Here is a 24,286-nt window from a genome sequence, read left to right on the forward strand (position 1 = left end):
GGCTGCGCCTGGCTGTGCTGGTCATCGCTCCTGCGGAGCGCGGCCGATCGAAGCCTTCGCCTGATCTGATCCTGAGTTGCCCGCTTCCGCGGCGTGTCGAGCCCGGCATGCCGCGGAAGCGGGCATTTGGCGTATCTGGCCGGGCAAGAGGCTCAGCGGCCGACGCCGAAGAGCGCCGGGAACGTGGATGCGGCCCACGGGTACCCGACGAAGACGACAGCGTCGATGATCGTGTGCGCGATGACGAGCGGCAGCACCCGCCGGGTGCGCGAGTACAGCCAGCCGAAGATCAGCCCCATGATCAGGTTGCCCACGAAGCCGCCCCAGCCCTGGTACAGGTGGTAGCTGCCCCGCAGCACGGCGGCGCCGACGATGATCGTCCAGTCCTTCCAGCCGGCCTCGCGCAGCCGCGCGAAGAGGTAGCCGATCACGATGACCTCCTCGCTCGCGCCGGCGCGGAAGGCCGAGAGGAGAAGCACCGGGATCGTCCACCAGTGCTCGGTGAGTCCATTGGCCTGCACGCCGACCGCGAGTCCGAGCGCCCGAGCCCCGAGATAGATCCCGATCCCGCCCGCGCCGATCACGATCGCCAGTCCGAGCCCCTGCAGCGCATCCCGCCCCGGCCGGGTGAAGTCGATTCCGAGCCGGTCGAGCCGCGGCCGTGTCGCGCTCCAGAGCAGATAGCAGACGAGCGCGACGGGCACGAGGTCGCCCAGCAGCGACAGCAGCTGGTAGAGCAGGTCGAAGATCTCGCGATCGCTGCGCGAGGGGTTGAGGGTCGTGGTCTGTCCGCTGAGCGGGCCGCGCGTGCTCGCGTCGATCAGCTGCACGATCGCGTAGAGGGCGGAGAGTCCGAGCGACAGCCCGAGCACGATCAGGACCTCGGCGTGGATGCGGGCGCGGCTCACGCCACGATCGTAGGCGCGCGACGACCTCGCGGCCCGTGCAGACCATTGCGACGCTGACGACGCCGACGCCGACGCCGACGCCGACGCCGACGACGCTGACAGCGCGAGGGCCCGAGGCCCGACGGCGCATCCGCACATCCGGTGGGGCGTTCGGAGGACACCTCTGCCCCCGCCGTCCCCGGTCCCAGCACCCGGGCTAGCCTGGGCGGGGCGCACGAATCCACCGAATCGGGGTACATATCGGCGCAGATGTGCAGATAGCGCAACATATCGCGCCGATCATTTCCGAGAGGTAACGTTTCCCTCGGGGATTTGGCCGGGGTACACCCGCGACCTATCGTTTCCCCAGGACACGGCGGTGTGTTTCTGCATGCGCATCGTCGTGAAGCTTTCTGCACAGGAGGAACATTGCGAATCTCTCGGATGGGGGCGATCGTCGGCGGCATCGCCCTGGCGACCACCGTCGCCCTGGCCGGATGCGCCACGGGGGGCGGCTCCAACGGCGCCGACTCGGGTGTCATCTCGACCAACGGCTCGGAGCCCCAGAACCCGCTGATCCCGACGAACACCAACGAGGTCGGCGGAGGAAAGATCCTCGACGCCATCTTCGCGGGACTCGTCTACTACGAGGCGGACGGCACCCCGGTCAACGACCTCGCAGAGTCGATCACCTCGACCGACCAGCAGAACTACACGGTGAAGATCAAGTCGGGTGAGAAGTTCTCCAACGGCGAGGCCGTCACCTCCGACTCCTTCATCAACGCCTGGAAGGACGGCGCGCTCCTCTCGAACAAGCGCCTCAACTCCTACTTCTTCGAAGACATCCAGGGCTTCAGCTACGACGCGGACAGCGACCTCACCGGTCTGAAGAAGGTCGACGACCAGACCTTCACGATCGCGCTGAACTCGAAGCTCGCGGACTTCCCGCTGCGCCTCGGCTACTCGGCGTTCTACCCGCTGCCGAAGGAGGCCTTCGACAGCAACGGCCAGGTCACCAAGGCCTTCGGTGAGAACCCGGTCGGCAACGGCCCGTACAAGCTGGCGAGCAAGACCGCCTGGCAGCACAACAAGAAGATCGACCTGACGACCAACTCGTCGTACACGGGTGGTCGCAAGGCCGACAACAAGGGCCTGTCGATCGTCTTCTACTCCGACCTCGGCGCGGCCTACCAGGACCTGCTGAGCGACAACCTCGACGTGCTCGACGCGCTGCCCGACTCGGCCTTCGCGAACTTCAAGAGCGACCTCGGCGACCGCGCCATCAACACCCCCGGCGCCGTCTTCCAGTCGTTCACGATCCCGTCGAACACGGCGAACTACACCGACCAGACCGCGTTCGCGCACTTCCAGGGCGACGAGGGCAAGCTGCGTCGCGCCGCGATCTCGCACGCGATCGACCGCGACACCATCACGGAGAAGATCTTCGACGGAACCCGCACCCCGGCGGTCGACTTCACGTCGCCGACGATCTCGGGCTTCAACAAGGACATCCCCGGTTCGGACGTGCTGAAGTACGACCCCGACGAGGCCAAGAAGCTGTGGGCTGAGGCCGACGCCATCTCGCCGTGGTCGGGCTCGTTCTCGATCGCGTACAACACCGACGGCGGCCACAAGGGCTGGGTCGACGCTGTCTGCAACGGTCTGAACAACAACCTCAAGGGCATGGACTGCTCCGGCAAGGCGTACCCGACCTTCCAGCAGGCGCGTCAGCTCATCTCGAAGAACGACGCCGGCAAGCGCGACATCACCACCGCGTTCCGCAGCGGATGGCAGGCCGACTACCCGGGTCTCTTCAACTTCCTGGGACCGTTGTACGCCACCAACGCGAGCTCGAACGACGGTGACTACTCCAACGCCGACTTCGACAACCTGCTGAAGGAGGGCTCGAGCGAGCCCGACATCGACAAGGCCAACGCGAAGTTCACGCAGGCCGAGGAAGTCCTCTTCAAGGACCTTCCGGCGATCCCGCTCTGGTACCAGAACACCGTCGGTGGATTCAGCACCAAGGTGGAGAACGTCAAGGTGGGCTGGAACAGCGTGCCGATCTACTACCAGATCACCAAGAAGTAAGCACTCTTGCTTCACCTGTGGGGCGGCAGCGTCAGCTGCCGCCCCACACCCGTGACACCACCACGAAAGAAACCTTCCTCATGACCCGACGTCTGGCCGGTTGATCCCATGGTCTTCTACGTCATCCGCCGAATCCTGCAGGCGATCCCTGTACTCATCGGCACCACGTTCCTCATCTACTTCCTCGTCTTCGCGATGCCCGGCGACCCGGTCGCCGCGCTGTTCGGCGACAAGCAGCCGAACGCCGAATTGCTCAAGGCGCTGCGGGAGCAGTACCACCTCAACGAGCCGTTCATCGTGCAATACCTCTACTACCTGCGCGATGTCGTCACCGGAAACTTCGGCACCTCCTTCTCGGGGCAGTCCGTCAACGCCGTGCTCGCCGACACGATCCCGGTGACCGCGCGACTCGCGCTCATGGCCGTCATCATCGAGATGATCGTCGGCGTCGCCATCGGCCTCGTCGCCGGCCTGCGCAAGGGCAAGCTCTTCGACCTCAGCTCGCTCGTGGTCAGCCTTCTCTTCCTCTCGGTGCCGATCTTCGTGATCGCCTTCATCGGCCAGTTCGGCCTCGGATTCAAGCTCGGGCTCTTCCCGACCACGGTCGGCGCCGACGCGTCGATCCCGCGGCTGCTGCTTCCAGCGATCGTCCTCGCCGCGAGCCTCGTCGCCGTCAACATCCGCCTCACGCGCGGATCGGTGATCGAGACGCTCGGCAACGACTTCGTGCGCACCGCCTTCTCGAAGGGGCTCTCGCGCGGCCGCGTCATCCGCGTGCACGTGCTGCGCAACTCGCTCATCCCCGTCACCACCCAGCTCGGAGCCGACTTCGGCATCCTGCTGGTCGGCGCGACCGTGACCGAGGGCATCTTCAACGTGCCCGGCGTCGGTCAGACCCTGTATCAGGCGATCATCCGCGGAGAACGACCCACCGTCGTGTCGTTCGTCACCGTGATGGTGCTGTTCTACCTCGTGGTGAACATCGTCATCGACCTGGTCTACGCCGTTCTCGACCCGAGGATCCGCTATGTCAAGTAACACCGTGCCGCGCCGCAGCGCGGAGCATTTCGTCGCGCCCGTCAGCGAGACCCCGGTCGCGGCGATCGATCAGGTCAAGCTCGATGACAAGCGCAGCAACCTGTGGACGGACGCCTGGCGCGACCTGCGTCATCGCCCGCTGTTCTGGGTGTCGGTCGCGTTCATCCTGCTGTTCATCGTCGTCGCCATCGCGCCCGGTCTCTTCACCCAGGTGCCGCCCAACTCCCAGTGCGTGCTGGGCAACAGCAACGGAGCTCCGACGGCCGAGCACATCCTCGGCTACACGAAGCAGGGATGCGACGTCTTCTCCCGCATCGTGCACGGCGCGGGAGCGTCGCTGTCGGTCGGCTTCCTCGTGATCGCGATGTCGGGGATCACCGGCGCGCTGCTCGGATCGATCGCCGGCTTCTTCGGCGGGTGGGTCGACAGCGTGCTCATGCGCCTCGGCGACATCTTCTTCTCGATCCCCTACATCCTCGCCGCCGTCGTGATCATGTCGGTCTTCGCCGCCTACGTGAACGTCTTCGTGATCGCCTTGGCGATCGGCGCATTCACGTGGCCGTCCACCGCCCGCGTCATGAGGTCGGAGGTGCTGCGCGTGAAGAACTCCGACTTCGTCATGGCCGGCACCGCCCTCGGCCAGAGCCGCATCGCACTGATGTTCAAGCACGTGCTGCCGAACGCGATCGCGCCGGTCATCGTCGTCACCACCCTGTCTCTCGCGGCGGCGATCACCGCCGAGGCGACGCTGTCGTTCCTCGGCGTCGGCCTGCCCGCGGGCGTCATGTCGTGGGGCAACGACATCTCCGACGCGCAGACCGATCTGCGCTCCAACCCGGCGACGCTCATCTACCCGTCGATCGCGCTGACCATCACCGTGCTCAGCTTCGTGATCTTCGGAGAGATGCTGCGCGAGTCCCTCGACCCGAAGGCGCGTGCACAGCGATGATCGACCAGCGAACCCCTCTGCTCGAGGTCAAGGACCTCGAGGTCACCTTCCGCACGCAGCGCGGTGAGGTGCGGGCGCTCAACGGCGTCAACTTCACGATCGAGCACGGCGAGACCGTCGCGATCGTCGGCGAGTCCGGATCGGGCAAGTCGACGACCGCGGCCGCGATCATCAATCTGCTGCCGGGCACCGGCAAGATCAGCGCCGGTCAGGTGCTGTTCGAGGGCAGGGATCTCGCACAGGCCTCGCGCACCGACCTCGAGGACGTGCGCGGCAAGGAGATCGGCTTCGTCCCGCAGGACCCGATGTCGAACCTCAACCCGGTGTGGTCGGTCGGCTTCCAGGTCGAGGAGACGATCCGCGCCAACGGCGTCGCCACGAGCGCGCGCGAGGTCAAGAAGAAGGCCGTCGAGGTGCTCAAGCAGGCGGGTCTCGACGACGCCGACAAGCGCATGCGGCAGTTCCCGCACCAGTTCTCGGGCGGGATGCGCCAGCGCGTGCTGATCGGCATCGGCCTGTCGGGCGACCCGAAGCTGCTCATCGCCGACGAGCCCACCTCGGCGCTTGACGTGACCGTGCAGCGCCGCATCCTCGACCACCTGGACACCCTCACGGGCGATGCCGGCACCGCGGTGCTCTTCATCACTCACGATCTGGGCCTCGCGGCCGAGCGCGCCGAGAAGCTCATCGTCATGTACAAGGGCGACATCGTCGAGGCCGGCCCGTCGATCGAGGTGCTGCAGAACCCGCTGCACCCCTACACACAGCGGCTCATCGCGGCGGCGCCGAGTCTCGCCTCGCGTCGCATCCAGGCCAGCGACAAGAAGCTGGGCGAGCTCTCGCACGCCGATCAGTCCCTCGGCGACAGCGTCGACCTGATCTCGGCGGCCGAGGAGCGCGCGGAGCACCTCGCGAGCACCCCGCGTGAGTCGGTCATCGAGATCAGGGACCTGACGAAGGTCTTCAAGATCCGCACCGGCGGCTTCCGCAGCGTCGACTTCACCGCCGTCGACAAGGTCAGCCTCGAGATCCCCAAGGGCACTACCACGGCCCTCGTGGGGGAGTCGGGATCGGGCAAGTCGACCGTCGCGAAGCTGCTGCTCGGCCTCGAGAAGGCGACCTCCGGGTCGATCTCGGTCAAGGGCCGCGACATCACGACGCTGAGCGGCCGTGAGCTCTTCGGCCTGCGCCGCACGATGCAGCCCGTGTTCCAGGATCCGTACGGAACCCTCGACCCGCTCGTCAACATCGGCAACACGATCGCCGAGCCGCTCAAGATCCACAAGGTGGGCGACCGCGACTCGCGGCGCGCGCGGGTGACCGAGCTGCTCGAGCAGGTCGCGCTGCCCACGGCGCTGGCCGACCGCTACCCGAACGAGCTCTCGGGCGGCCAGCGGCAGCGCGTCGCCGTGGCGCGTGCCCTGGCGCTCAAACCGGAGATCATCGTGCTCGACGAGGCCGTCTCGGCCCTCGACGTGCTCGTGCAGGCGCAGATCCTGCAGCTGCTCGCCGAGCTGCAGAGCGAGCTCGGACTGACGTACCTCTTCATCACGCACGACCTCGCCGTCGTGCGCGTGATCGCCGACAACGTCGCGGTCATGCAGAAGGGGCGCATCGTCGAGCAGGCGTCCACCGACGAGGTCTTCCAGTCGCCGCAGCAGCAGTACACGCGCGACCTGCTCGAGGCGATCCCGGGCGCCGGCATCAAGCTCGGCGTCTGATCGGCTCGGCACGTCCGATCGTGCGAAGGCCCCGCATCCGGTGAGGATGCGGGGCCTTCGTCGTGCGGGTACGGTGCGGGCGCGGATGTGCACGCCGACGCGGGCGTCAGCGCCGGCTCAGGCCAGGGTCGCCGGGATCAGTGAGAGCAGCAGCGCGGCGGTGACCGCCGGAACCCACCAGTCGATGCGCACGATGACGCCCTCGACCGCGCCGGCGCCGCCGGCGCTCGGGCCGGGCGGAGCGCCCGCGACCACCCCGGCGCGCTCATCCCGTTCGGCGGCGGCGGCGAGCCAGCGATCGATGACCAGATGGGTCGGGGGCAGCGCCGCGCGGCCCGCCCGGCTGCCGGATGCGCGCAGGCGCTGATCGTCGGCGACCGCCCGGGGTGCTCGGTCGAGTCCGGCCGCCGGAGCGCCCCACGAGCGCACGAGACGGCCGTCGACGAGGTGCGCCCGCAGCTGGTAGCGGCTCTCGAGGTGATCGATCGCCGCCCACGGCAGCTCGAAGCGACGCCACACGTTGACGATCTCGAGCCGCTCGCGCGTGACGACGACGCTCGGCCGCACGAGCACCGCGAAGAACAGCCACGCGACGAGCGCGATCCACGGCAGGGCGCGCAGTGCGACGATCCACTGCCCGCGCACGATCGCGTCGCCGAGCAGGAAGATTCCGACGGCGACGACGACGGCGACGAGCCAGATCGAGCTGGGGGAGCGCAGCACCAGCCGCTCTCGCGAGCGGCGGACGGCGGCGGAGTCGGTCATGGCATCCACCCTGGCATGCCGTGACTGCGCGAGCGGTGCGCCCCGGGATCAGACGGCGACGTCGAAGCGCTCCTCCTCGGCCCAGTGGCAGCGCACCTCGCGGTCGTGCACCGTGCGGGCTGCCGGATCCTCTTCGGCGCAGCGCCGCTGACGATCTTCGGGCAGCAGCTTGTAGAGCGGGCAGCGGCTGCGGAACGGGCATCCCGTGATCTCGTCGAGCGGCGACGGCAGGTCGCCCTGCAGCAGCACCCGGCTGCGCGTGCGCTCGACCTGCGGGTCGGGCACGGGCACGGCCGAGAACAGGGCCTGCGTGTACGGATGCCGCGGGTCGCTGAAGATCAGGTCGGCGGGTCCGTACTCGACGATGCGGCCGAGGTACATGACGGCGACGTCGTCGGCGATGTGGCGCACGACCGCGAGGTCGTGGGCCACGAAGAGATACGACAGCCCCAACCGCGCCTTGAGGTCTTCGAGCAGGTTGAGCACTCCCGCCTGCACCGACACGTCCAGCGCCGATACCGGCTCGTCGAGCACGAGGATCTTCGGCTCGACGATGAGCGCGCGGGCGATGCCGATCCGCTGGCGCTGACCGCCCGAGAACTGGTGCGGGTAGCGGTTCGCGAAGCTCGGCTCGAGGCCGACGAGCTCGAGCATGCGGGCGACCTTGCGCACCTGCTCGTCTTTCGGCGCCCCGGTCACGGTCAGCGGCTCGGCGATGATGTCCTGGATCGACATGCGCGGGTCGAGCGACGCCATCGGGTCCTGGAAGACGATCTGGATCTCGCTGCGCAGCTTGCGCCGGTCGGCCTGGCTGAGCGTCGCGGTGTCGACCCCGTTGATCGAGATCGAGCCGTGCTGCGCCTTCGCGAGCTCCATGAGCTCGAGGATCGTCGTCGTCTTGCCCGAGCCCGACTCGCCGACGAGCCCGAGGGTCGTGCCGCGGCCGATCGAGAAGCTCACGCCGTCGACGGCCTTGACCGTGCCGATGCGACGACGGAAGACCGTGCCCTTCATCACCGGGAAGGTGCGCTTGACATCGCGCAGCTCGACGACGGGGGCGGAGTCGACGCGCGCCACCGGCACGGCCTCGACCTCCTCCGGCCGCGGGAAGATGTCGGGTCGGCGCAGACGACCGGCCGCGATCTCCTCGGCGCGGATGCACGCCGCGACGTGACCGTCGTCGCCCGCCACGGGCAGCAGCGCGGGCTCCTCGCCGCGGCAGGCGGCGAAGGCGGCGGGGCAGCGATCCGCGAAGGGGCATCCCTTCGGCAGCTGGGTGAGCAGCGGAGGTCGGCCCTCGAGCGGCACGAGCCGCTCTTCGCGCGGCGCCGCCATGTTCGGCATCGAGCGCAGCAGGCCGATCGTGTAGGGCATGGCCGGCGCCGCGAACAGCTGGTCGACGGGCGCCTGCTCGACGATCCGGCCGGCGTACATGACCGCGACACGGTCGGCGTTGCCGGCGACGACGCCGAGGTCATGCGTGATCAGCACGACGGCGGCGCCGGTGATCTCCTTGGCCTTCTGCAGCACCTCGAGGATCTGCGCCTGGATGGTCACGTCGAGCGCCGTCGTCGGCTCGTCGGCGATGATCAGCTTCGGGTCGTTCGCGATGGCGATCGCGATCATCGCGCGCTGACGCATGCCGCCCGAGAACTCGTGCGGGAAGCTGTCGACGCGCCGCTGCGGGTTCGGGATGCCGACGACGCCGAGCAGCTCGACCGCGCGGGCGCGAGCGGCCTGGTTCGAGATCGAGCGGTCGTGCAGCTTGAGACCCTCGATGATCTGCTGCCCGATCGTGTACACGGGCGTCAGCGCCGACAGCGGGTCCTGGAAGATCATCGCGATCTCGCTGCCGCGGATGCGCGAGAGCTGCTTGTCGTCGAGGTCGAGCAGCTCGCGTCCGTCGTAGCGGATGCTGCCGGTCACCTTCGCGCTCGAGGGCAGCAGACCCATGACGGCCGTCGACGACACCGACTTGCCGGATCCGGATTCGCCGACGATGCCGAGGAACTCGCCGCGGTTCACCTCGTAGCTCACGCCGCGCACGGCGTGCACCTGCTGGCTCTGACCGCCGAAGGTGACGTGCAGGTCGTCGACGCGGAGAAGGGGCTCAGTCACGGTTGGCTCCCGAGGTCGGGTCGATGGCGTCGCGGAAGGCGTCGCCGAGCAGGCTGGTCGCGAGCACGGTCGCGATCAGAGTGGCGGCAGGGAGAGCGAACAGCCACGGGCGGGTGACGGCGGCGTTGCTGTAGCTCGCCAGAAGCGAGCCGAGCGAGACGTCGGGCACCTGGATGCCGAAACCGAAGTAGCTCAGCGTCGATTCGAAGATGATCGCCGCGCCGACGCCCAAGGTGGCGTCGATGATGAGCAGCGAGGCCACGTTCGGGATGATGTGGCGGCGGATGATCGTGAGCGGCTTCACGCCCATGTAGCGGGCGGCCTTGACGAAGTCGCGCTCGCGCAGCGACATGGTCTGGCCCCGCACGACGCGCGCCATGATCATCCAGCTGAACACCGAGATCAGGACGACGAGCGCAACCCAGCTGAGCTGTTTGAAGATCGGGCTGACGAGCACGAGGATGAAGAACGACGGGATCACCAGCAGCAGATCGATGACCCAGACGATCACGCGGTCGGCGACTCCGCCGAAGTACCCGGCGATCGCGCCGACGAATCCGGCGATCAGCGTCGCGAGGGGTCCCGCGATCAGGCCGATGATGATCGACTTCTGCAGTCCGACCAGGGTCTGCGCGTACACGTCCTGACCGATGTCGTTGGTGCCGAACCAGTGCCCGCCGCCAGGGGCCGCCCCGAACGCGAGAACGTCGGAGTCCGTGGCGTTGTACGGCGCGAGCAGCGGGCCGACGAAGGCCCACAGGGTGATCAGCGCGAGCGCGATCGCCCCGATCCATGCCCGCTTGGCGCGGAAGGTCCGGCGCAGCACGCCGTGACGCACATCGGGCGGAGCGGATGCGGAGTCCGCTTCGGTCTCGATGGTCGTCGTCGTCGGATCGATCGAGGACATCAGACCCTCACTCTCGGATCGAGGGCGGCATAGAGGAAGTCGGCGAGCGTGCCCGAGATGAGCACGAGGATCGAGGTGAACAGGATCGTGCCGGCTGCCGCGTTGATGTCGTTGTTGCGGATGCTGGTGATCAGGTACTCGCCCATGCCGTGCCAGCTGAAGGCCAGCTCCGTCACGCTGGCGCCCGTCAGCACGAGGCCGAAGGAGTAGGCGAAGAAGGTCGACATCGGGATCAGCGCGACGCGCACGCCGTGGCGGATCATCGCCGAGCCGCGCGTGCGGCCCTTCGAGCGCGCGGTGCGGATGTAGTCGGCGCTCATCACGTCGAGCATCGCCGAGCGCTGGTAGCGCGAGTACGACGCCACGGCGAAGACCGTCAGGCTGATCGTCGGAAGGAGCAGGTGCACGATCCGGTCGCCCAGCAGGGTGAAGAATCCGCCCGACAGCCCTGGTGTGTACTCGCCGGTGAAGTTGAAGATCTGGGAGTCGGTCGTGCGGTTGATCGCGGTCGCCGTGATCATGAGCAGCACCGCGAGAACGAACACCGGTGTCGCGAGGACGACGAAGGAGGCGTATGTCGTGATCTGGTCGGGCGCCTTGTACTGGCGCACGGCGCCCCACACCCCGATCGCGATGCCGATGATCGCGCCGAGGATCGTACCGATGATGAGGAGCCTCAGGCTCGTGCCGGAGCGAGCGAAGATGTCGGCGGTGACCTCCGTGCCCCGCGTGCTGGTGCCGAGCGATCCCGTCGTCACCAGATTCACGATCCAGTTGCCGAGGCGAGCGAGCAGCGGAGTGTCCGGGTTCACCCCCAGCCGACTGAGGGTCGTGTCGATCGACGCCTGAGGGATCGGGGGGTTGCGCCCCAGGAACCGGGCGATGGGGTCGAGGGTGCTGCTGACGAGCAGGTATCCGAGCACGGTCGCCACGGAGGTGAGCGCCAGATAGTTCAGCAGCCTCTTGAGGAGGAATCCCGCCACGTCACGCCTTCCTGCACGGTACGTCGGTCGCTTCGTCGCGACACGGAAAAACCTACCGTCTGCTCGGGGAACGAAGGCACAGCGTGGTCGGCCGCGACATCGTCGAGTCTCAGCGGCCCGTGTTTCCAGGCCGTTTCCCCGATGGTTCAGCAAGATAACAAAACGTCATCGGGAATGGGTCCACCCCCGCTCGGGGTGCATAGTGTTCGGAACGACCCGTCGGAGCCGCGCCGATCGCGTGCGCCCGAGTGCCGGGTCGGGGCATCCCTCACGAAAGGATCTTCCATGGTCTCCATGCGCAAGCCGGGGCTGGTGATCGCGTCGCTCGCGATCGCCGCCGTGGCGCTCACCGGCTGCACGGCCGGCGGCGGCACCTCCTCGAGCACGTCGCCCAGCGACGACGTCAAGCTGCCCAGCACCGGCTGGCAGAAGGCGGATTACGACCAGGTCAAGGACGGCGGCACGGTGACGCTGCCGGTCGACGCCATCCCGGCGAACTGGCAGCTCTACAACCTCGACTCGGGCACCGTCGACGACGCCCTGCTCTCCACGGTCTACCTCCCCGGCTTCATCACGATCAAGGAAGACGGCACCTGGGAGGTCAACAAGGACTACGCCGAATCGGTCGAGCTCACGAGCGACTCCCCGCAGGTCGTCGAGATCAAGATCAACCCGGCCGCGAAGTGGTCGGACGGCACCGCTATCTCGGCAGACGACGTCGCCGCGAACTGGAACGCCCTGAAGAGCCCCGACTCGGACTTCGCACCGACGTCGAGCAACGTGTGGGAGGACGTGAAGTCGGTCGAGGCCGGCTCGAGCCCGCAGGACGTCAAGATCACCTTCGCCAAGACCAACGCCGACTGGGCGTCGGTGCTCGGTGGCATCTACCCGAAGTGGGCCGTCGACACGCCCGACCACTTCAACAACCTCTGGAAGAACGGCCCCGTCGCCGCCGACGGCACCACCTTCGTCTCGGGCGGACCGTTCATCGTGAAGTCGATCGACGCGAACGCGCAGGTCGTCACCTTCGCCAAGAACCCCGCCTGGTGGGGTCAGCCGGCCAAGCTCGACAGCCTGATCTTCAAGTCGGTGTCGCGCAACGGTCTCGCGCAGGCCTTCGCCAACAAGGAGATCGACGCCTTCAACCTGTACGGCTCGGCCGACAACCTGAAGACCGCCGAGAGCCGGTCGGACGCTGAGATCCAGCGTTCGCTCGGAACCACCTTCCGCCACGTGACGCTCAACGGCACCTCCTCGGTGTTCAAGGACGTCAAGGTGCGTCAGGCCTTCGCGAAGTCGCTCAAGCGCGACGTGCTGGCCCAGGCCATCCTGAAGCCGGTCGGCAGCCCCGTGACGGTGCTCGGCAACCTCGTCTACCTGCCCGGTCAGAAGGGCTACGAGGACGACGCGTCGAGCGTCATCGGCTACGACGTCGACGCGGCCAAGAAGCTGCTCGAGGGCGAGGGCTGGAAGCTCGACGGCACCTACATGAAGAAGGACGGCAAGACGCTCACCGTGCGCTTCGTCATCCCTTCGGAGAACCAGAACTCGGCCAACATCGCGCAGCTCGTGCAGCAGCAGGCGAAGGCCGCCGGCTTCAAGGTGAACATCGACGTCGTGCCCTCTGACGACTTCTTCACGAAGTACATCACCACCGACGGACGCGACTTCGACGCGACCTACTTCGCCTGGCAGGGCACGCCCTTCCCGGTGTCGAGCGTGAAGTCGATCTACTACCCGGCCAACGCCGGGCAGAACTTCCCGGGCGTCACCGACAAGAGCCTCGGCGCCGCCTTCGACAAGGCGAACAGCGAGCTCGACGCCGACAAGCGCATCACCGATGCGCAGGCGATCGACAAGAAGCTCGTGAAGCTCGTCACGACGGTCCCGCTGTTCCCGGAGCCCTACGCCTACGGAGTGACCAAGGGCCTCGTGAACTACGGTCCCTCGCAGTTCGAGGTGCAGAACGTGCCGTGGAACCGGGTCGGCTACACCAGCTGAACCGACTGATCGGCTGAATCCGCGATGGCGGCATCCTCGTCGAGAGGGTGCCGCCATCGTCGTCGCGGGGCCGCGGATGACGCGCTGCGGCGGCGTGCCGTCTCCCAGCAGGACGCCCGGTCGACCCCTTGTAGGCTGACCGGGATGAGGTTCCCCCGCCCCGCTCTCGCCGTCGCCGCCGTGGCCGCCGCGCTCGTGCTCGCCGCGTGCACATCCCCGGCCCCCGAAGTGCAGAAGGGCGCGTCGCTGAGCGTCAGCATCGCGGCGCCGTTCACCTCCGCCAACGCCCGCACGGCGCACGGCCGCGCGGCGGCGAACGCCGATGTCGGCTACCTCACCTCGTCGGGCTTCGGCTACTACGACCCGAGCGGCCAGCTCGTGCTCGACACCTCGTTCGGCAAGGCCGAGATCGTGTCGAACTCGCCCTTCCGCGTGCGCTACACGCTCGCCGACCAGGTGCAGTGGAGCGACGGGACGCCGATCGACGCGACCGACCTGCTGCTGACCTGGGCCGCGGAGTCGCAGCGTCTCGACTCCGCCGACGCCGCGGCGCAGCTCGACCCGGCGACCGGGAAGCTGAAAGCGGATGCGCCGGCCGACAGCGTCTGGTTCGGCGCTCCGGGCGGTCTGCTCACCGCAGCGCAGAAGACCCCGAAGATCTCCGACGCCGGGCGTTCGATCCTGGTGGAGTTCGCGCATCCCGTGGCCGGCTGGCAGCTCGCGCTCGAGCCGAGCCTGCCCGCCCACGTCGTCGGGGCGCTGGCCCTGAAGTCATCGTCGGCCACGGCCGGCAAGAAGGCTGTCGCGGCGGCGATCCGAGCCGGCTCGGGCGACGACCTCGCGGCGGTCGCGCGGGCGTGGAACGGCGGCTGGGACTTCACGACGACCCCGAAGGACACGTCGCTTCTGGTCTCCTCGGGCCCCTACCGCATCAAGGCCGCGGGGGAGTCGGGCGTCGAGCTGGTGCGCAACGCCGAGTACCGCGGGGACCGTGCGGCGCGCGTGCCGGCGCTGCGCCTCGACTACCGCGCCGATTCCTCCGCCACGATCGCCGCGCTCGCGAAGGGCGACCTCGACGTGGCGCGGCTGCGCATCGGCGCCGACTTCTCGGCCGTCTCCGACGTGACCTCCGCGTCGAGCGCGGTCGAGGCGAGTTCGCGCATCGACCTCGTCGAGGCGAACACGACGTCGCCACGCAACGGGGCGATGCTCGACGGCTCGTTCCGCCGCGCGCTGCTGCTCTCGATCCCGCGTCAGGAGATCGTCGATCAGCTCTTCGACGGCGTCGGAACCGACGCCTCGCCGCTGCAGTCGTGGGTCGCGGCTCCGGGCGACGCCGACTACGCGACGGCGGCGACGTCGAACGGATCGGCCGCGTACTCGGCCGACGCGAAGAAGACCCTGCAGGACGTGCTCGACGGCGCCCGCGTCTCCGATCGTTCGGTGTGCGTGCTCTACGACTCGACGAACCCCCGCCGCACGGCGACGTTCGAGATCATCAAGGCCGCCGCGGAGAAGTTCGACTTCGAGGTGACCGACTGCGGCACCGCCGACTGGCGCAACCGGCTAGCCGAGCCCCAGTCGTGGGATGTCGCCCTGCTCTCCTGGGACTCGGCGAGCGCGACGCGACCGGGCGCACTCGAGGTGCTGCAGAGCGACGAGCTCGCCGCGTCGCCGCTGCGCAAGCCGACGCAGGACGCCGAGGATGCCCTGACCGCGCTGCAGCGGGCGACGACCGATCCTGCCCGGGCGGCGGCGCTGGCCGATCTCGATCATGCGCTCTGGGCCGATGACCACCTGCTCCCGCTGTACCGGCTGCCGTCGGTCATCTCGCACGGTCAGGGCGTCGGCGGGATCAAGCCGGGCCCCTCGGCGCGTTCGGTGCTGTGGAACGCCTGGACGTGGCGCGCGGCCGACCGCCCGACTCCGAGCTCCAGCCCCTCGTCGTGACCCGCCGCATCCGTCTCGCCGTCGCGGTCGCGGTCGGCGCGGCGCTCGTGCTGTCGGCGTGCACGGGACCGCAGCCGAAGCTCGTCGATGGCAGCGTGGTGCGCGTCGCGGTCGATCAGCCGCTCGACGCGCTGAACCCGCGCACCTCGGCCGCACGCGCGAACAGCGTCGACGGCGCGGTGGCGCAGCTCACCCAGTCGGGCTTCGGATGGTGGGGCGACGACGGCGAGTGGGTCGCCGATCCTGCTTTCGGGTCGGTGGACGTCGTGGCGCAGCAGCCGTTCACGGTGCGCTGGCGCGTGGCATCCGGCGTGACCTGGTCGGACGGCGTGCCGGTCGACGCCGCCGATCTGCTGCTGGCCTGGGCCGCCGATTCGGGTCGTCTGACCACGCCGGGGCTCGCGGTCGACGACTACGTCGATCCCGATACCGGGCTGCTGACGGCGCTGCCGGACTCGGCCGTCTACTTCGACGGCGCCCGCACGAGCGGGCTGGAGCACAGCGTCGGGTCGCCGACGGTCGGCGACGACGGCCGTTCGATCACCGTCGTCTTCGACCGTCGCGTCGGCAACCTGCCGGCACTGATCGCGCCCTCCGTGCCCGCGCACATCGCGGCGGAGGTCGCGCTCGACGCTCGACACCAGCGTGACGGCGCCACGGCGAAGAAGCTCGTCAGCGATGCCGTGCGCCGCGACCAGGCCGCGACCCTCGCTCCGCTCGCCCGCACCTGGAACTCCGCCTGGGCCATCGCCCCCGGCGCGGAGCTGCCGGACGCGCGTCTGCGCGTCGGCTCCGGCCCCTACGAGCTGGCCGCGCTCGGCGCCGACGGCTCCGCGACGCTGCGAGCCCGCGCCGACTACCGAGGGACGCGCCAGCCCGGCGTCGATGAGCTGAAGCTGCGCGTGCTCACCGATCCGCTCAGCGCCGTGAAGGCGTTCCGCGACGGCGAGGTGGATGTGGCCGCGCCCGAGCCGAGCGCCGATGTCGCGACCCTGCTGCGCAGCGACCGCGATCTCGATCCGCGGTACGGCGTGCGCGCCCGCGTCGAGCACCTCGAGCTCAAGCAGACCGGCTCGAAGTCGGGCGTGTTCGCCGACGTGCGGGTGCGGCGGGCGTTCCTCGCGACGATCCCGCGCGCCGCGATCGTCGAGGCTATGGCGGGCCGCGTCGATCCGGCGGCGACCCCGCTGTCGTCGTTCGTGTTCCGGCCCGGCTCGCCGGGACTCGCCGCGGGGGAGAAGGCGACGCGACTCGCGGCGCGCACGAAGCCCGACCTCGCATCCGCGCGCCGCCTGCTCGCGCAGGCCGACGTCGACGCTCCGGCCGTGTGCATCCTCTTCGATCCGGATCGCGCGCCGCGCCGCGCGGCCTTCGAGCTCATCCGGGATTCCGCCGCGAAAGCCGGGTTCGATGTGCAGGACTGCTCGTCGACCGACTGGATGTCGCAGCTCGGCACCGACGGCGCCTACGACGCGGCGCTGTTCGCCTGGGACACCGCCGACCTGCCGCCCGAGGATCTCGCCCAGCCTTTCCGCACCGCCTCGGTGTCGAACTTCACCGGATACTCCGACGCCGAGACCGACCGGCTGATCGGCCGGATCGACACCGCCGCCGACGCGCGCGACCGCGACCGGCTGCTGGCCCAGCTCGACGGCCGCATCGCCGCCGACGCCTGGGGTGCGCCCTTCGCCGCGGCCCCGACGCTCACCCTCGTCGGCGACGGGCTGGGCGACGTGCGGGCCTCGCCGATGGCAGGCGGAGTGCTCGCGACGGCATGGACCTGGCGGCCGACGGCGTCATCCTCTTCCAGCGGGTAGACTGGGATGAGGTCCCGGGCATCTCGCCCGCCGGCGAGGTCCGATGCCGACCCGCCGCCTCTCTCCACTTCATCCGAGGAATCCCGTCATGGCTGATGCCCGCCGTACTGATCTGCGCAACGTCGCGATCGTCGCCCACGTCGACCACGGTAAGACGACGCTCGTCGACGCCATGCTCCGTCAGACCGGCTCGTTCGGCGAGCACGCTCACGTCGAGGAGCGCGCGATGGACTCGAACGACCTCGAGCGCGAGAAGGGCATCACGATCCTCGCCAAGAACACGGCGGTGTCGTACTCGGGCAAGCACGCGGTCGACGGCCCCGTCACGATCAACGTGATCGACACCCCCGGCCACGCCGACTTCGGCGGCGAGGTCGAGCGCGGCCTGAGCATGGTCGACGGCGTCGTGCTGCTCGTCGACGCGAGCGAGGGCCCGCTCCCGCAGACGCGCTTCGTGCTGCGCAAGGCGCTCGAGGCGAAGCTGCCCGTCATCCTGCTCGTCAACAAGACCGACCGCCCGGATGCGCGCATCGACGCCGTCGTCGAGGAGAGCCACGACCTGCTGCTCGGCCTCGCGAGCGACCTCGCCGACGACGTGCCCGACCTCGACGTGGACGCCCTGCTCGACGTGCCGGTCGTCTACGCGTCGGGCCGCAACGGCGCCGCCAGCTGGAACAAGCCCGGCGACGGCGAGCTGCCCGACAACGCCGACCTCGAGCCGCTGTTCGACGCGATCCTCAAGCACGTGCCGGCCCCCGCCTACGACGACGAGGCCCCGCTGCAGGCCTGGGTCACCAACCTCGACGCCTCGCCGTTCCTCGGCCGCATCGCTCTGCTGCGCGTGTTCGCCGGCACGATCCGCAAGGGCCAGACGGTCGCCTGGGTGCGTCACGACGGCTCGCACTCGAACGTGCGCATCACCGAGCTGCTCATCACGAAGGCGCTCGAGCGCCTCCCCGCCGAGAGCGCCTCGGCCGGTGACATCGTCGCCGTCGCGGGCATCGAGAACATCACCATCGGCGAGACCATCGCCGATCCCGAGGACATCCGTCCGCTGCCGGCCATCACGGTCGACGAGCCGGCGATCTCGATGACGATCGGAACCAACACCTCGCCGGTCGTCGGCAAGGTCAAGGGCCACAAGCTCACGGCGCGCATGGTCAAGGACCGCCTCGACCGCGAGCTGATCGGAAACGTGTCGCTGCGCGTGCTCGACATCGGCAAGCCCGACGCCTGGGAGGTGCAGGGCCGCGGCGAGCTCGCGCTCGCGATCCTCGTCGAGAACATGCGCCGCGAGGGCTTCGAGCTCACCGTCGGCAAGCCGCAGGTGGTCACCCGCCAGATCGACGGCAAGCTGCACGAGCCCTTCGAGCACCTGACGATCGACACCCCCGAGGAGCACCTGGGCGCGATCACCCAGCTGCTCGCCGCCCGCAAGGGACGCATGGACAACATGTCGAACCACGGCACCGGCTGGGTGCGCATGGAGTTCGTCGTGCCGTCGCGCGGCCTCATCGGCTTCCGCACCGAGTTCCTCACGATCACCCGCGGCACCGGCATCGCCAACGCGATCGCGCACGGATACGAGCCCTGGGCCGGTCAGATCACGACCCGCGTCAACGGCTCGATCGTCGCCGACCGCGCCGGCTCCGCCACGCCGTTCGCGATGATCGCGCTGCAGGAGCGCATGTCGTTCTTCGTCGAGCCGACGCAGGAGGTCTACGCGGGCATGGTCGTCGGCGAGAACTCGCGCGCCGAGGACATGGACGTGAACGTCACCAAGGAGAAGCAGCTCACGAACATGCGCTCCGCGACCGCCGACAACTTCGAGAAGCTGACGCCGTCGCGCATCCTCACCCTCGAGGAGTGCCTGGAGTTCGCCCGCGAGGACGAGTGCGTCGAGGTCACCCCCGAGGTCGTGCGCATCCGCAAGGTCATCCTCGACCCGAGCGAGCGCGCCCGCGCCACCTCGCGCGCGAAGCGCCAGGACGCGTCCGTCGCCGGCTGATCCGATCCATCCGCTCCACAGGGGTGAGGGCGAGCGCATCGGCTCCGGCCGATCAGTGCTCGCCCTCATCTCGTGGTCAACTGTCGTTCACTAGACTCGTGCGGGTTCCCCCGCCCCATCCCTCCTGGAGCTCGATCGATGCGCCGACTCTCTCGTCGTCTGGCCGTGGTCGCGCTGGCCTCCACGATCGCCCTGGGCGTTCCGGTGGCGCTGAGCGGATGCGCGATCGTGCAGAACGCGGTCGAGGGCGCATCGGGTGACAAGGTCGACATCGGCGGCGAGAGTCTGCCGAAGTCGTTCCCCGCGAAGGATGTGCCGCTCGTCGAGGGCGACGTCGTCTACGGCGCCGGCATCGTCGAGGGCTCGAACAAGTCCTGGTCGGTCACGAAGAAGGTCGCCGACGGCGCCGCCTTCGACACGATCTCGGCCCAGCTGGTCGCAGCGGGCTTCACCGCCTCGTCGACGCCCGGGGCCGATGCCGACGGCCGCTCGGGCACCTTCGCGAAGGCGCCCTACTCGGTCATCCTGCTCGTCACGCAGGACAAGAAGCTCGGCTGGATCGCCGACTACGCGGTGACGCAGACCGCGGAGACCGCCTCGCCGTCGCCGTCCGCGACGCCCGCGGGCTGAGGCCGCGCCACTCGGACCCCTCGGACGCCGAGCGGGACGGCGGTCGCACCGCGGACGGGCTGCCCGCCTAGCGGAAGAGTTCGCGCCCGATCCACGACCCCGTCGCGATGCCGCGGGGGATCGCGAACACCGCCGACCCGACGTGCTTGAGGTACTCGTTCAGGGCGTCGTTCGCGAGGCTGCGCTGCACGGTGACGAAGCGCTCCGGGCTCGACTGGTACGAGAGGAAGAAGAGCCCCGCATCCAGCCGCCCCAGGCTGTCGTTGCCGTCGACGTAGTTGTAGCCGCGGCGCAGCAGGCGGATGCCGTCGTTGAGGTCGGGGTGGGCGAGACGCACGTGCGCGTCGCGGTCGATGAGCGGGGCGTCGGTCGCCCCCGTCGTGTGGAAGTCGGGCTCGGTGAACTCGGTGCCGCCGCTCAGCGGCGCGCCTTCGCCCTTGCTGCGCCCGATCACGCGCTCCTGCTCTTCGAGGCGGGTGCGATCCCACGATTCGATGACCATGCGGATCTTGCGGGCGACGAGGTAGCTGCCTCCCACCATCCAGGTCGGACCCTGCTCGGCCCCGACCCAGACCTGCTCGTCGAGGGCCTTCTGCTCCTCGGCCTTGACGTTCGCGGTGCCGTCCTTGAATCCGAAGAGGTTGCGCGGGGTCGCCTGACTCGTCGACGTCGACGAGGTGCGCCCGAAGCCGAGCTGCGACCAGCGCAGCGATGCTGTGCCGAAGGCGATGCGGCTGAGGTTGCGGATGGCGTGCACGGCGACCTGGGGGTCGTCGGCGCAGGCCTGGATGCAGAGGTCGCCGCCGGTGAGCTGCTCGACGAGGGCGTCGCCGCGGAAGCGGGGGAGCGCCGTCAGCTCGGGCGGTCGGCGGTCGGCGAGGCCGAAGCGGTCATCGCCGTCGGCGGTCTCGAAGAGGGCGGGGCCGAAGCCGAAGGTGAGGGTGAGGGCGCTCGCGGGCAGGCCGAGGGCCTCGCCGGTGTCGTCCGGGGGAGCGAGCGGCGATCCGTCGGCGCCGCCGCCGACCTCCTCGCCCGCGGTCATGCGCGCCGCCGCCGCGGTCCAGTCCTTGAGCAGCTGGATGAGGTCGTCGCGTGAGGCGGTGGAGTCGACGTCGAAGACGGCGAAGTGCAGGCGATCCTGCGCGGGGGTGCTGATGCCGGCCTGGTGCTCGCCGTGGAAGGCGTGCACGGTTCCGACGCCGTTCGAGGCGGCGGCTCCGGCGACGTTCGCGGCGATCACCGCGCCGCCGGCACCGCCGAGTGCGAGCCCGGCCGCTCCCGCGCCGGCGAGGCCGATCAGGCCTCGCCGCGACAGGGAGCGGCCGGACTCGTCGGAGGTCACGCCTTCTTCACGCCCAGCACGGTGTGGGTCAGCTGCGAGAGCGGCTTTCCGAGGGCGTTCACGGCGTCCGAGAGCTCCTTGCGCTGCGAGTCGGTGACCTCATCGTAGGGCGTGAAGCCCCCGTCGATGCTGCCGTACTTCGCCAGCTCGGCCTCGAGGTCGTCGAAGCGCGCGTCGATGGTCTTGACGAGCTTCGCGCCGTCGGCGTCCTTGTTCTTCGCGATGTCGCGCACGATGCCGTAGGCGACGTGGGCGCCCTCGACGTTGGCGGCGAAGTCGGTGAGGTCGGTGTGCGACCACCAGTCCTCCTCGCCTTCGATCTTGCCGGTGGCGACCTCGTCGAGCAGCCCGATGGCGCCGTTCGAGATGTCGGCGATGCCGACGGTGAAGTCCTTCGCGTTCACGAGCTCCGACAGCTGGGCGACGTCGGCGACGAGTCCGTCGGCGAACTGGGCGCGCTCGGCGGGGGTCGAGGCGGCCCAGCCCGCGAGAGCATCGGTGCCGTCGGAGTTCTTGTCACCGGCTGCCGGCGGCCAGAGGTCCTTCTCGATGCGGTGGAAGCCGGTCCAGTCGAGACCCTCGGCGTCGGCATCCACCTCGCGGTAGTCGATCTTCGGGTCGAGGTCGCCGAAGGCCTCGGCGGTGGGCTCGATGCGCTCGTAGGCGACGCGAGTCGAGGCGAACAGCGTGCGCGCGGTGGCGTCATCCCCGTTGCGGTAGGCGTCGGTGAACGCCTTCGTCGCGGGCACGAGCGCGCCGACCTGGGACTTGATGTAGGCGACGTAGTTCGTGACGGCGGCGGAGATCTGCTTCTTCTCCGAGGCGTCGCTCTCGATCTCCTCGCCGCTGACCGTGAACGACGCGAGGCCGACGGGCTGCCCGACCTGCTGGAACTTGCAGGCCGTGTAGTAGGTGCCCGGGTTGAGCTGGGCGACATAGGAGACGGTCTGGCCGGGGGTGATGTTCTCCTTCTCGCCCACGATGCGCAGCTTGTCGTCGGCGAGGATCTCGAACTCGTTCACGTCGGTTCCGGTGTTCGCGATCCTGAAGGTCACGGTGCCCGACTTCGCGGTCGAGGCCGAGACCTCGCAGCTGTCGTCGGCCACCTTCACGTCGAGAGCCGTCGACGCGCCGGTCGCCCGCGGATTCGGCACGCAGCCGGCGAGGGCGAGGGCGACGACGCCGATCGCGGCCACGGCGGCGATCGGTCGGAGTCGTGCGGACATGGTTCTCCTGTCGTCGAGGAAGGGGGAGTGCAGTGCTGTGGTGGAGGACCGCCGGTCAGGCGGAGTCGGAGGCGGGGGCGGTGCCGCTCGCGGCGTTCGTCGCCCCGGATGCGCTCGCGCGCGGTCGCGTCGCGCGCTGCCGCAGCACGAAGAGCGGCAGCACGATCGCGATGTAGAGCGCCCAGACGATGACTTGCAGCCAGGTCGGCTCGGCGGTGACGTTGAAGAGGCCGGCGAGCACGATGCCCCACCAGCTCGTCGGCGGGATGACGGCCGCGAGGTTCACGGCGTGCACTCCGACGCCCGGCAGCACTCCGGCTTCCTGCAGGTCGCCGATCCCGTAGGCGAAGACGCCGGCGGCGACAACGACGAGCACGACCCCGGTCCACCGGAAGAAGCGGCCGAGGTCGATGCGCAGGAAGCCGAGCGAGATGAGCGCGGCGAGCGCGACGGCGGTGAGGATGCCGAGAACGACTCCGATGAAGCTCGCGACCGGGTCCTGAGTCGACGCGACGGTGGCCCACACGAAGATCGCCGTCTCGATGCCCTCGCGTCCGACGCTGATGATGCCCAGCACCACGAGACCTACGCCGCCGCCGACGATCGCGGCGTCGGCGCGCTCGCGCAGCTCGCGACTCAGCGTGGGGGCGTGCTTCGCCATCCACAGCACCATCCAGGTGACGAAGCCGACGGCGACGATCGAGAGCCCGCCGCCGATCGTCTCCTGCGCCTGGAAGCTCAGGGTCGAGGGGCCCCAGGTGAGGATCGCGCCGACGCCGAGCGACAGGGCGATCGCGGCGCCGATGCCGATCCAGAGCTTGGGCAGCAGGTCACGCCGCCCGGATCTGCGCAGGTAGGCGACGAGGATGCCGACGATGAGTCCGGCTTCGAGGCCTTCGCGGAGTCCGATCAGATAGTTCGCGAGCACGGGCGGCTTTCGGGGAGGAGTGCGAGCTCGCGGGCACGAGCCGCAGGTAAGCCTAGCCTAACCTTTCAGCTGCGCCTGTCGCCCACTGGCTATCCTGGTCGGATGTCCTCCGCCGTGCCCGTCGACCCCGCGTCGCACGCCGCGCAGCAGGACCCGCACGACGACCAGCCCGATCTGGGCCTCGGCATCATCGGGTCGATCGTCGGCACCCTCCTCGCCGCGGCCATCGGCGCCTTCGTGGGCGCCGTGACGACCGTGCTGCATCGGCAGTGGATCGTCGGCGGCATCCCGCTCGGGCTCCTGATCGCCATCGTGCTCGCCGGGTGCCTGCTCGCCGGCTTCCGCTTCGCTTTCGACAGCCGGCTCGTCGCCGGCGGCGCCGCCCTCGGCGTGCTCGGCGCCACCGCGCTGCTGGCGCTCCGCGGTCCCGGCGGCTCGGTGCTCGTCGTGAACGACGCACTCGGCTGGACCTGGTCGATCGCCCCCACCGTCATCGCGCTCGTCGTGCTCGCCTGGCCCCGCCTGGCACGCCGGACGCAGCCCCGAACGCCCCGCCCCGCCGTGTCCGGCGGCGGCACCCCGAGTGAATAGAATCGATCAGTGACCTACGTCATCGCCCTGCCCTGCGTCGATGTGAAAGACCGCGCCTGCATCGACGAATGCCCCGTCGACTGCATCTACGAGGGCGACCGGATGCTTTACATCCAGGCCGACGAATGCGTCGACTGCGGCGCCTGCGAGCCCGTCTGCCCCGTCGAGGCGATCTACTACGAAGACGACCTCCCCGACGAGTGGAAGGACTACTACAACGCCAACGTCGAGTTCTTCCAGGAGATCGGCTCGCCGGGCGGCGCCGCCAAGGTCGGTCCGATCCCGGGCGACCACGCGCTGATCGCCGCTCTGCCCCCGCAGGCCTGACCGGCTC

General features: G+C 69.3%; 19 protein-coding genes. 11 read left to right on the forward strand and 8 right to left on the reverse strand.

The window, feature by feature from the left end; translation table 11 throughout:
- Positions 1–152: 152 nt before the first annotated feature.
- Positions 153–908: a CPBP family intramembrane glutamic endopeptidase gene (locus FJ657_RS08110; RefSeq protein ID WP_255447216.1), complete on the reverse strand. Its 756-nt coding sequence runs from the start codon at positions 906–908 to the stop codon at positions 153–155.
- A gap of 423 nt (positions 909–1,331) precedes the next feature.
- Here FJ657_RS08110 and FJ657_RS08115 point away from each other — a divergent pair, with 423 nt between their 5' ends.
- From FJ657_RS08115 to FJ657_RS08130, 4 genes are all read left to right on the forward strand, one after another.
- The gene (locus FJ657_RS08115; protein WP_141163177.1) at positions 1,332–2,978 is read left to right on the forward strand and encodes a peptide ABC transporter substrate-binding protein; all 1,647 of its coding nucleotides are present in this window, start codon (positions 1,332–1,334) and stop codon (positions 2,976–2,978) included.
- A gap of 108 nt (positions 2,979–3,086) precedes the next feature.
- Positions 3,087–4,016 (forward strand): ABC transporter permease, encoded by a 930-nt coding sequence (locus tag FJ657_RS08120; protein WP_141163178.1) that lies wholly within the window; start codon positions 3,087–3,089, stop codon positions 4,014–4,016.
- The gene (locus FJ657_RS08125) at positions 4,006–4,965 is read left to right on the forward strand and encodes an ABC transporter permease (RefSeq protein WP_141163179.1); all 960 of its coding nucleotides are present in this window, start codon (positions 4,006–4,008) and stop codon (positions 4,963–4,965) included. Before FJ657_RS08120 ends, FJ657_RS08125 begins: the two co-directional genes overlap by 11 nt.
- Positions 4,962–6,686: a dipeptide ABC transporter ATP-binding protein gene (locus tag FJ657_RS08130; protein ID WP_141163180.1), complete on the forward strand. Its 1,725-nt coding sequence runs from the start codon at positions 4,962–4,964 to the stop codon at positions 6,684–6,686. Before FJ657_RS08125 ends, FJ657_RS08130 begins: the two co-directional genes overlap by 4 nt.
- A 117-nt stretch (positions 6,687–6,803) precedes the next feature.
- Here the strand turns inward: FJ657_RS08130 and FJ657_RS08135 are convergent, their stop codons facing one another.
- The 4 genes from FJ657_RS08135 to FJ657_RS08150 are packed head-to-tail and all read right to left on the reverse strand — an operon-like array spanning position 6,804 to position 11,459.
- Positions 6,804–7,451: a PH domain-containing protein gene (locus FJ657_RS08135; RefSeq protein WP_141163181.1), complete on the reverse strand. Its 648-nt coding sequence runs from the start codon at positions 7,449–7,451 to the stop codon at positions 6,804–6,806.
- A gap of 48 nt (positions 7,452–7,499) precedes the next feature.
- A complete protein-coding gene (locus tag FJ657_RS08140; protein WP_141163182.1) occupies positions 7,500–9,569 on the reverse strand; it encodes an ABC transporter ATP-binding protein in 2,070 nt (689 codons plus the stop codon).
- On the reverse strand, positions 9,562–10,476 hold the full coding sequence (locus FJ657_RS08145) for an ABC transporter permease (protein ID WP_141163183.1): 915 nt from the start codon (positions 10,474–10,476) through the stop codon (positions 9,562–9,564). Before FJ657_RS08145 ends, FJ657_RS08140 begins: the two co-directional genes overlap by 8 nt.
- Positions 10,476–11,459, reverse strand: a complete 984-nt coding sequence (locus FJ657_RS08150) for an ABC transporter permease (RefSeq protein WP_141163184.1) — start codon at positions 11,457–11,459, stop codon at positions 10,476–10,478. Before FJ657_RS08150 ends, FJ657_RS08145 begins: the two co-directional genes overlap by 1 nt.
- A gap of 285 nt (positions 11,460–11,744) precedes the next feature.
- On the opposite strand from FJ657_RS08150, the gene FJ657_RS08155 reads away from it, so the two are divergent.
- From FJ657_RS08155 to FJ657_RS08175, 5 genes are all read left to right on the forward strand, one after another.
- On the forward strand, positions 11,745–13,460 hold the full coding sequence (locus FJ657_RS08155) for an ABC transporter family substrate-binding protein (protein WP_181408913.1): 1,716 nt from the start codon (positions 11,745–11,747) through the stop codon (positions 13,458–13,460).
- A 144-nt stretch (positions 13,461–13,604) separates the two neighbouring features.
- Positions 13,605–15,410, forward strand: a complete 1,806-nt coding sequence (locus FJ657_RS08160) for an ABC transporter substrate-binding protein (RefSeq protein WP_141163186.1) — start codon at positions 13,605–13,607, stop codon at positions 15,408–15,410.
- Positions 15,407–17,227 (forward strand): ABC transporter substrate-binding protein, encoded by a 1,821-nt coding sequence (locus FJ657_RS08165; RefSeq protein WP_181408914.1) that lies wholly within the window; start codon positions 15,407–15,409, stop codon positions 17,225–17,227. Before FJ657_RS08160 ends, FJ657_RS08165 begins: the two co-directional genes overlap by 4 nt.
- An 88-nt stretch (positions 17,228–17,315) precedes the next feature.
- A complete protein-coding gene (gene typA / locus FJ657_RS08170; RefSeq protein WP_141163188.1) occupies positions 17,316–19,235 on the forward strand; it encodes a translational GTPase TypA in 1,920 nt (639 codons plus the stop codon).
- 138 nt (positions 19,236–19,373) lie between these two features.
- Positions 19,374–19,865 (forward strand): hypothetical protein, encoded by a 492-nt coding sequence (locus tag FJ657_RS08175; protein ID WP_141163189.1) that lies wholly within the window; start codon positions 19,374–19,376, stop codon positions 19,863–19,865.
- Positions 19,866–19,932: 67 nt separating this feature from the next.
- Here the strand turns inward: FJ657_RS08175 and efeB are convergent, their stop codons facing one another.
- Genes efeB through efeU form a run of 3 tightly spaced genes read right to left on the reverse strand, consistent with a single transcriptional unit; the run spans position 19,933 to position 23,361 of the window.
- Positions 19,933–21,207, reverse strand: a complete 1,275-nt coding sequence (gene efeB / locus FJ657_RS08180; protein ID WP_141163190.1) for an iron uptake transporter deferrochelatase/peroxidase subunit — start codon at positions 21,205–21,207, stop codon at positions 19,933–19,935.
- Positions 21,204–22,433: an iron uptake system protein EfeO gene (efeO, locus tag FJ657_RS08185; RefSeq protein WP_141163191.1), complete on the reverse strand. Its 1,230-nt coding sequence runs from the start codon at positions 22,431–22,433 to the stop codon at positions 21,204–21,206. Before efeO ends, efeB begins: the two co-directional genes overlap by 4 nt.
- Positions 22,434–22,488: 55 nt before the next feature.
- On the reverse strand, positions 22,489–23,361 hold the full coding sequence (gene efeU / locus FJ657_RS08190; RefSeq protein ID WP_141163192.1) for an iron uptake transporter permease EfeU: 873 nt from the start codon (positions 23,359–23,361) through the stop codon (positions 22,489–22,491).
- A gap of 102 nt (positions 23,362–23,463) precedes the next feature.
- Here efeU and FJ657_RS08195 point away from each other — a divergent pair, with 102 nt between their 5' ends.
- Together FJ657_RS08195 and fdxA are read left to right on the forward strand one after the other, a co-directional pair.
- Positions 23,464–23,952 (forward strand): hypothetical protein, encoded by a 489-nt coding sequence (locus FJ657_RS08195; RefSeq protein ID WP_141163193.1) that lies wholly within the window; start codon positions 23,464–23,466, stop codon positions 23,950–23,952.
- Positions 23,953–23,961: 9 nt separating this feature from the next.
- Positions 23,962–24,279 (forward strand): ferredoxin, encoded by a 318-nt coding sequence (fdxA, locus tag FJ657_RS08200; protein WP_141144780.1) that lies wholly within the window; start codon positions 23,962–23,964, stop codon positions 24,277–24,279.
- Positions 24,280–24,286: the final 7 nt, after the last annotated feature.

This window comes from Schumannella soli, assembly GCF_006517435.1.
In the GTDB taxonomy this organism is placed as follows: domain Bacteria; phylum Actinomycetota; class Actinomycetes; order Actinomycetales; family Microbacteriaceae; genus Schumannella; species Schumannella soli.

Bases quoted from the DNA above. Each gene is read 5' to 3' on its own strand.
- FJ657_RS08115 (WP_141163177.1), top strand. From the start codon at position 1,332: ATGGGGGCGATCGTCGGCGGCATCGCCCTGGCGACCACCGTCGCCCTG.
- FJ657_RS08120 (WP_141163178.1), top strand. From the start codon at position 3,087: ATGGTCTTCTACGTCATCCGCCGAATCCTGCAGGCGATCCCTGTACTC.
- FJ657_RS08125 (WP_141163179.1), top strand. From the start codon at position 4,006: ATGTCAAGTAACACCGTGCCGCGCCGCAGCGCGGAGCATTTCGTCGCG.
- FJ657_RS08130 (WP_141163180.1), top strand. From the start codon at position 4,962: ATGATCGACCAGCGAACCCCTCTGCTCGAGGTCAAGGACCTCGAGGTC.
- FJ657_RS08135 (WP_141163181.1), bottom strand. From the start codon at position 7,451: ATGACCGACTCCGCCGCCGTCCGCCGCTCGCGAGAGCGGCTGGTGCTG.
- FJ657_RS08145 (WP_141163183.1), bottom strand. From the start codon at position 10,476: ATGTCCTCGATCGATCCGACGACGACGACCATCGAGACCGAAGCGGAC.
- FJ657_RS08155 (WP_181408913.1), top strand. From the start codon at position 11,745: ATGGTCTCCATGCGCAAGCCGGGGCTGGTGATCGCGTCGCTCGCGATC.
- FJ657_RS08160 (WP_141163186.1), top strand. From the start codon at position 13,605: ATGAGGTTCCCCCGCCCCGCTCTCGCCGTCGCCGCCGTGGCCGCCGCG.
- typA (WP_141163188.1), top strand. From the start codon at position 17,316: ATGGCTGATGCCCGCCGTACTGATCTGCGCAACGTCGCGATCGTCGCC.
- FJ657_RS08175 (WP_141163189.1), top strand. From the start codon at position 19,374: ATGCGCCGACTCTCTCGTCGTCTGGCCGTGGTCGCGCTGGCCTCCACG.
- efeO (WP_141163191.1), bottom strand. From the start codon at position 22,433: ATGTCCGCACGACTCCGACCGATCGCCGCCGTGGCCGCGATCGGCGTC.
- FJ657_RS08195 (WP_141163193.1), top strand. From the start codon at position 23,464: ATGTCCTCCGCCGTGCCCGTCGACCCCGCGTCGCACGCCGCGCAGCAG.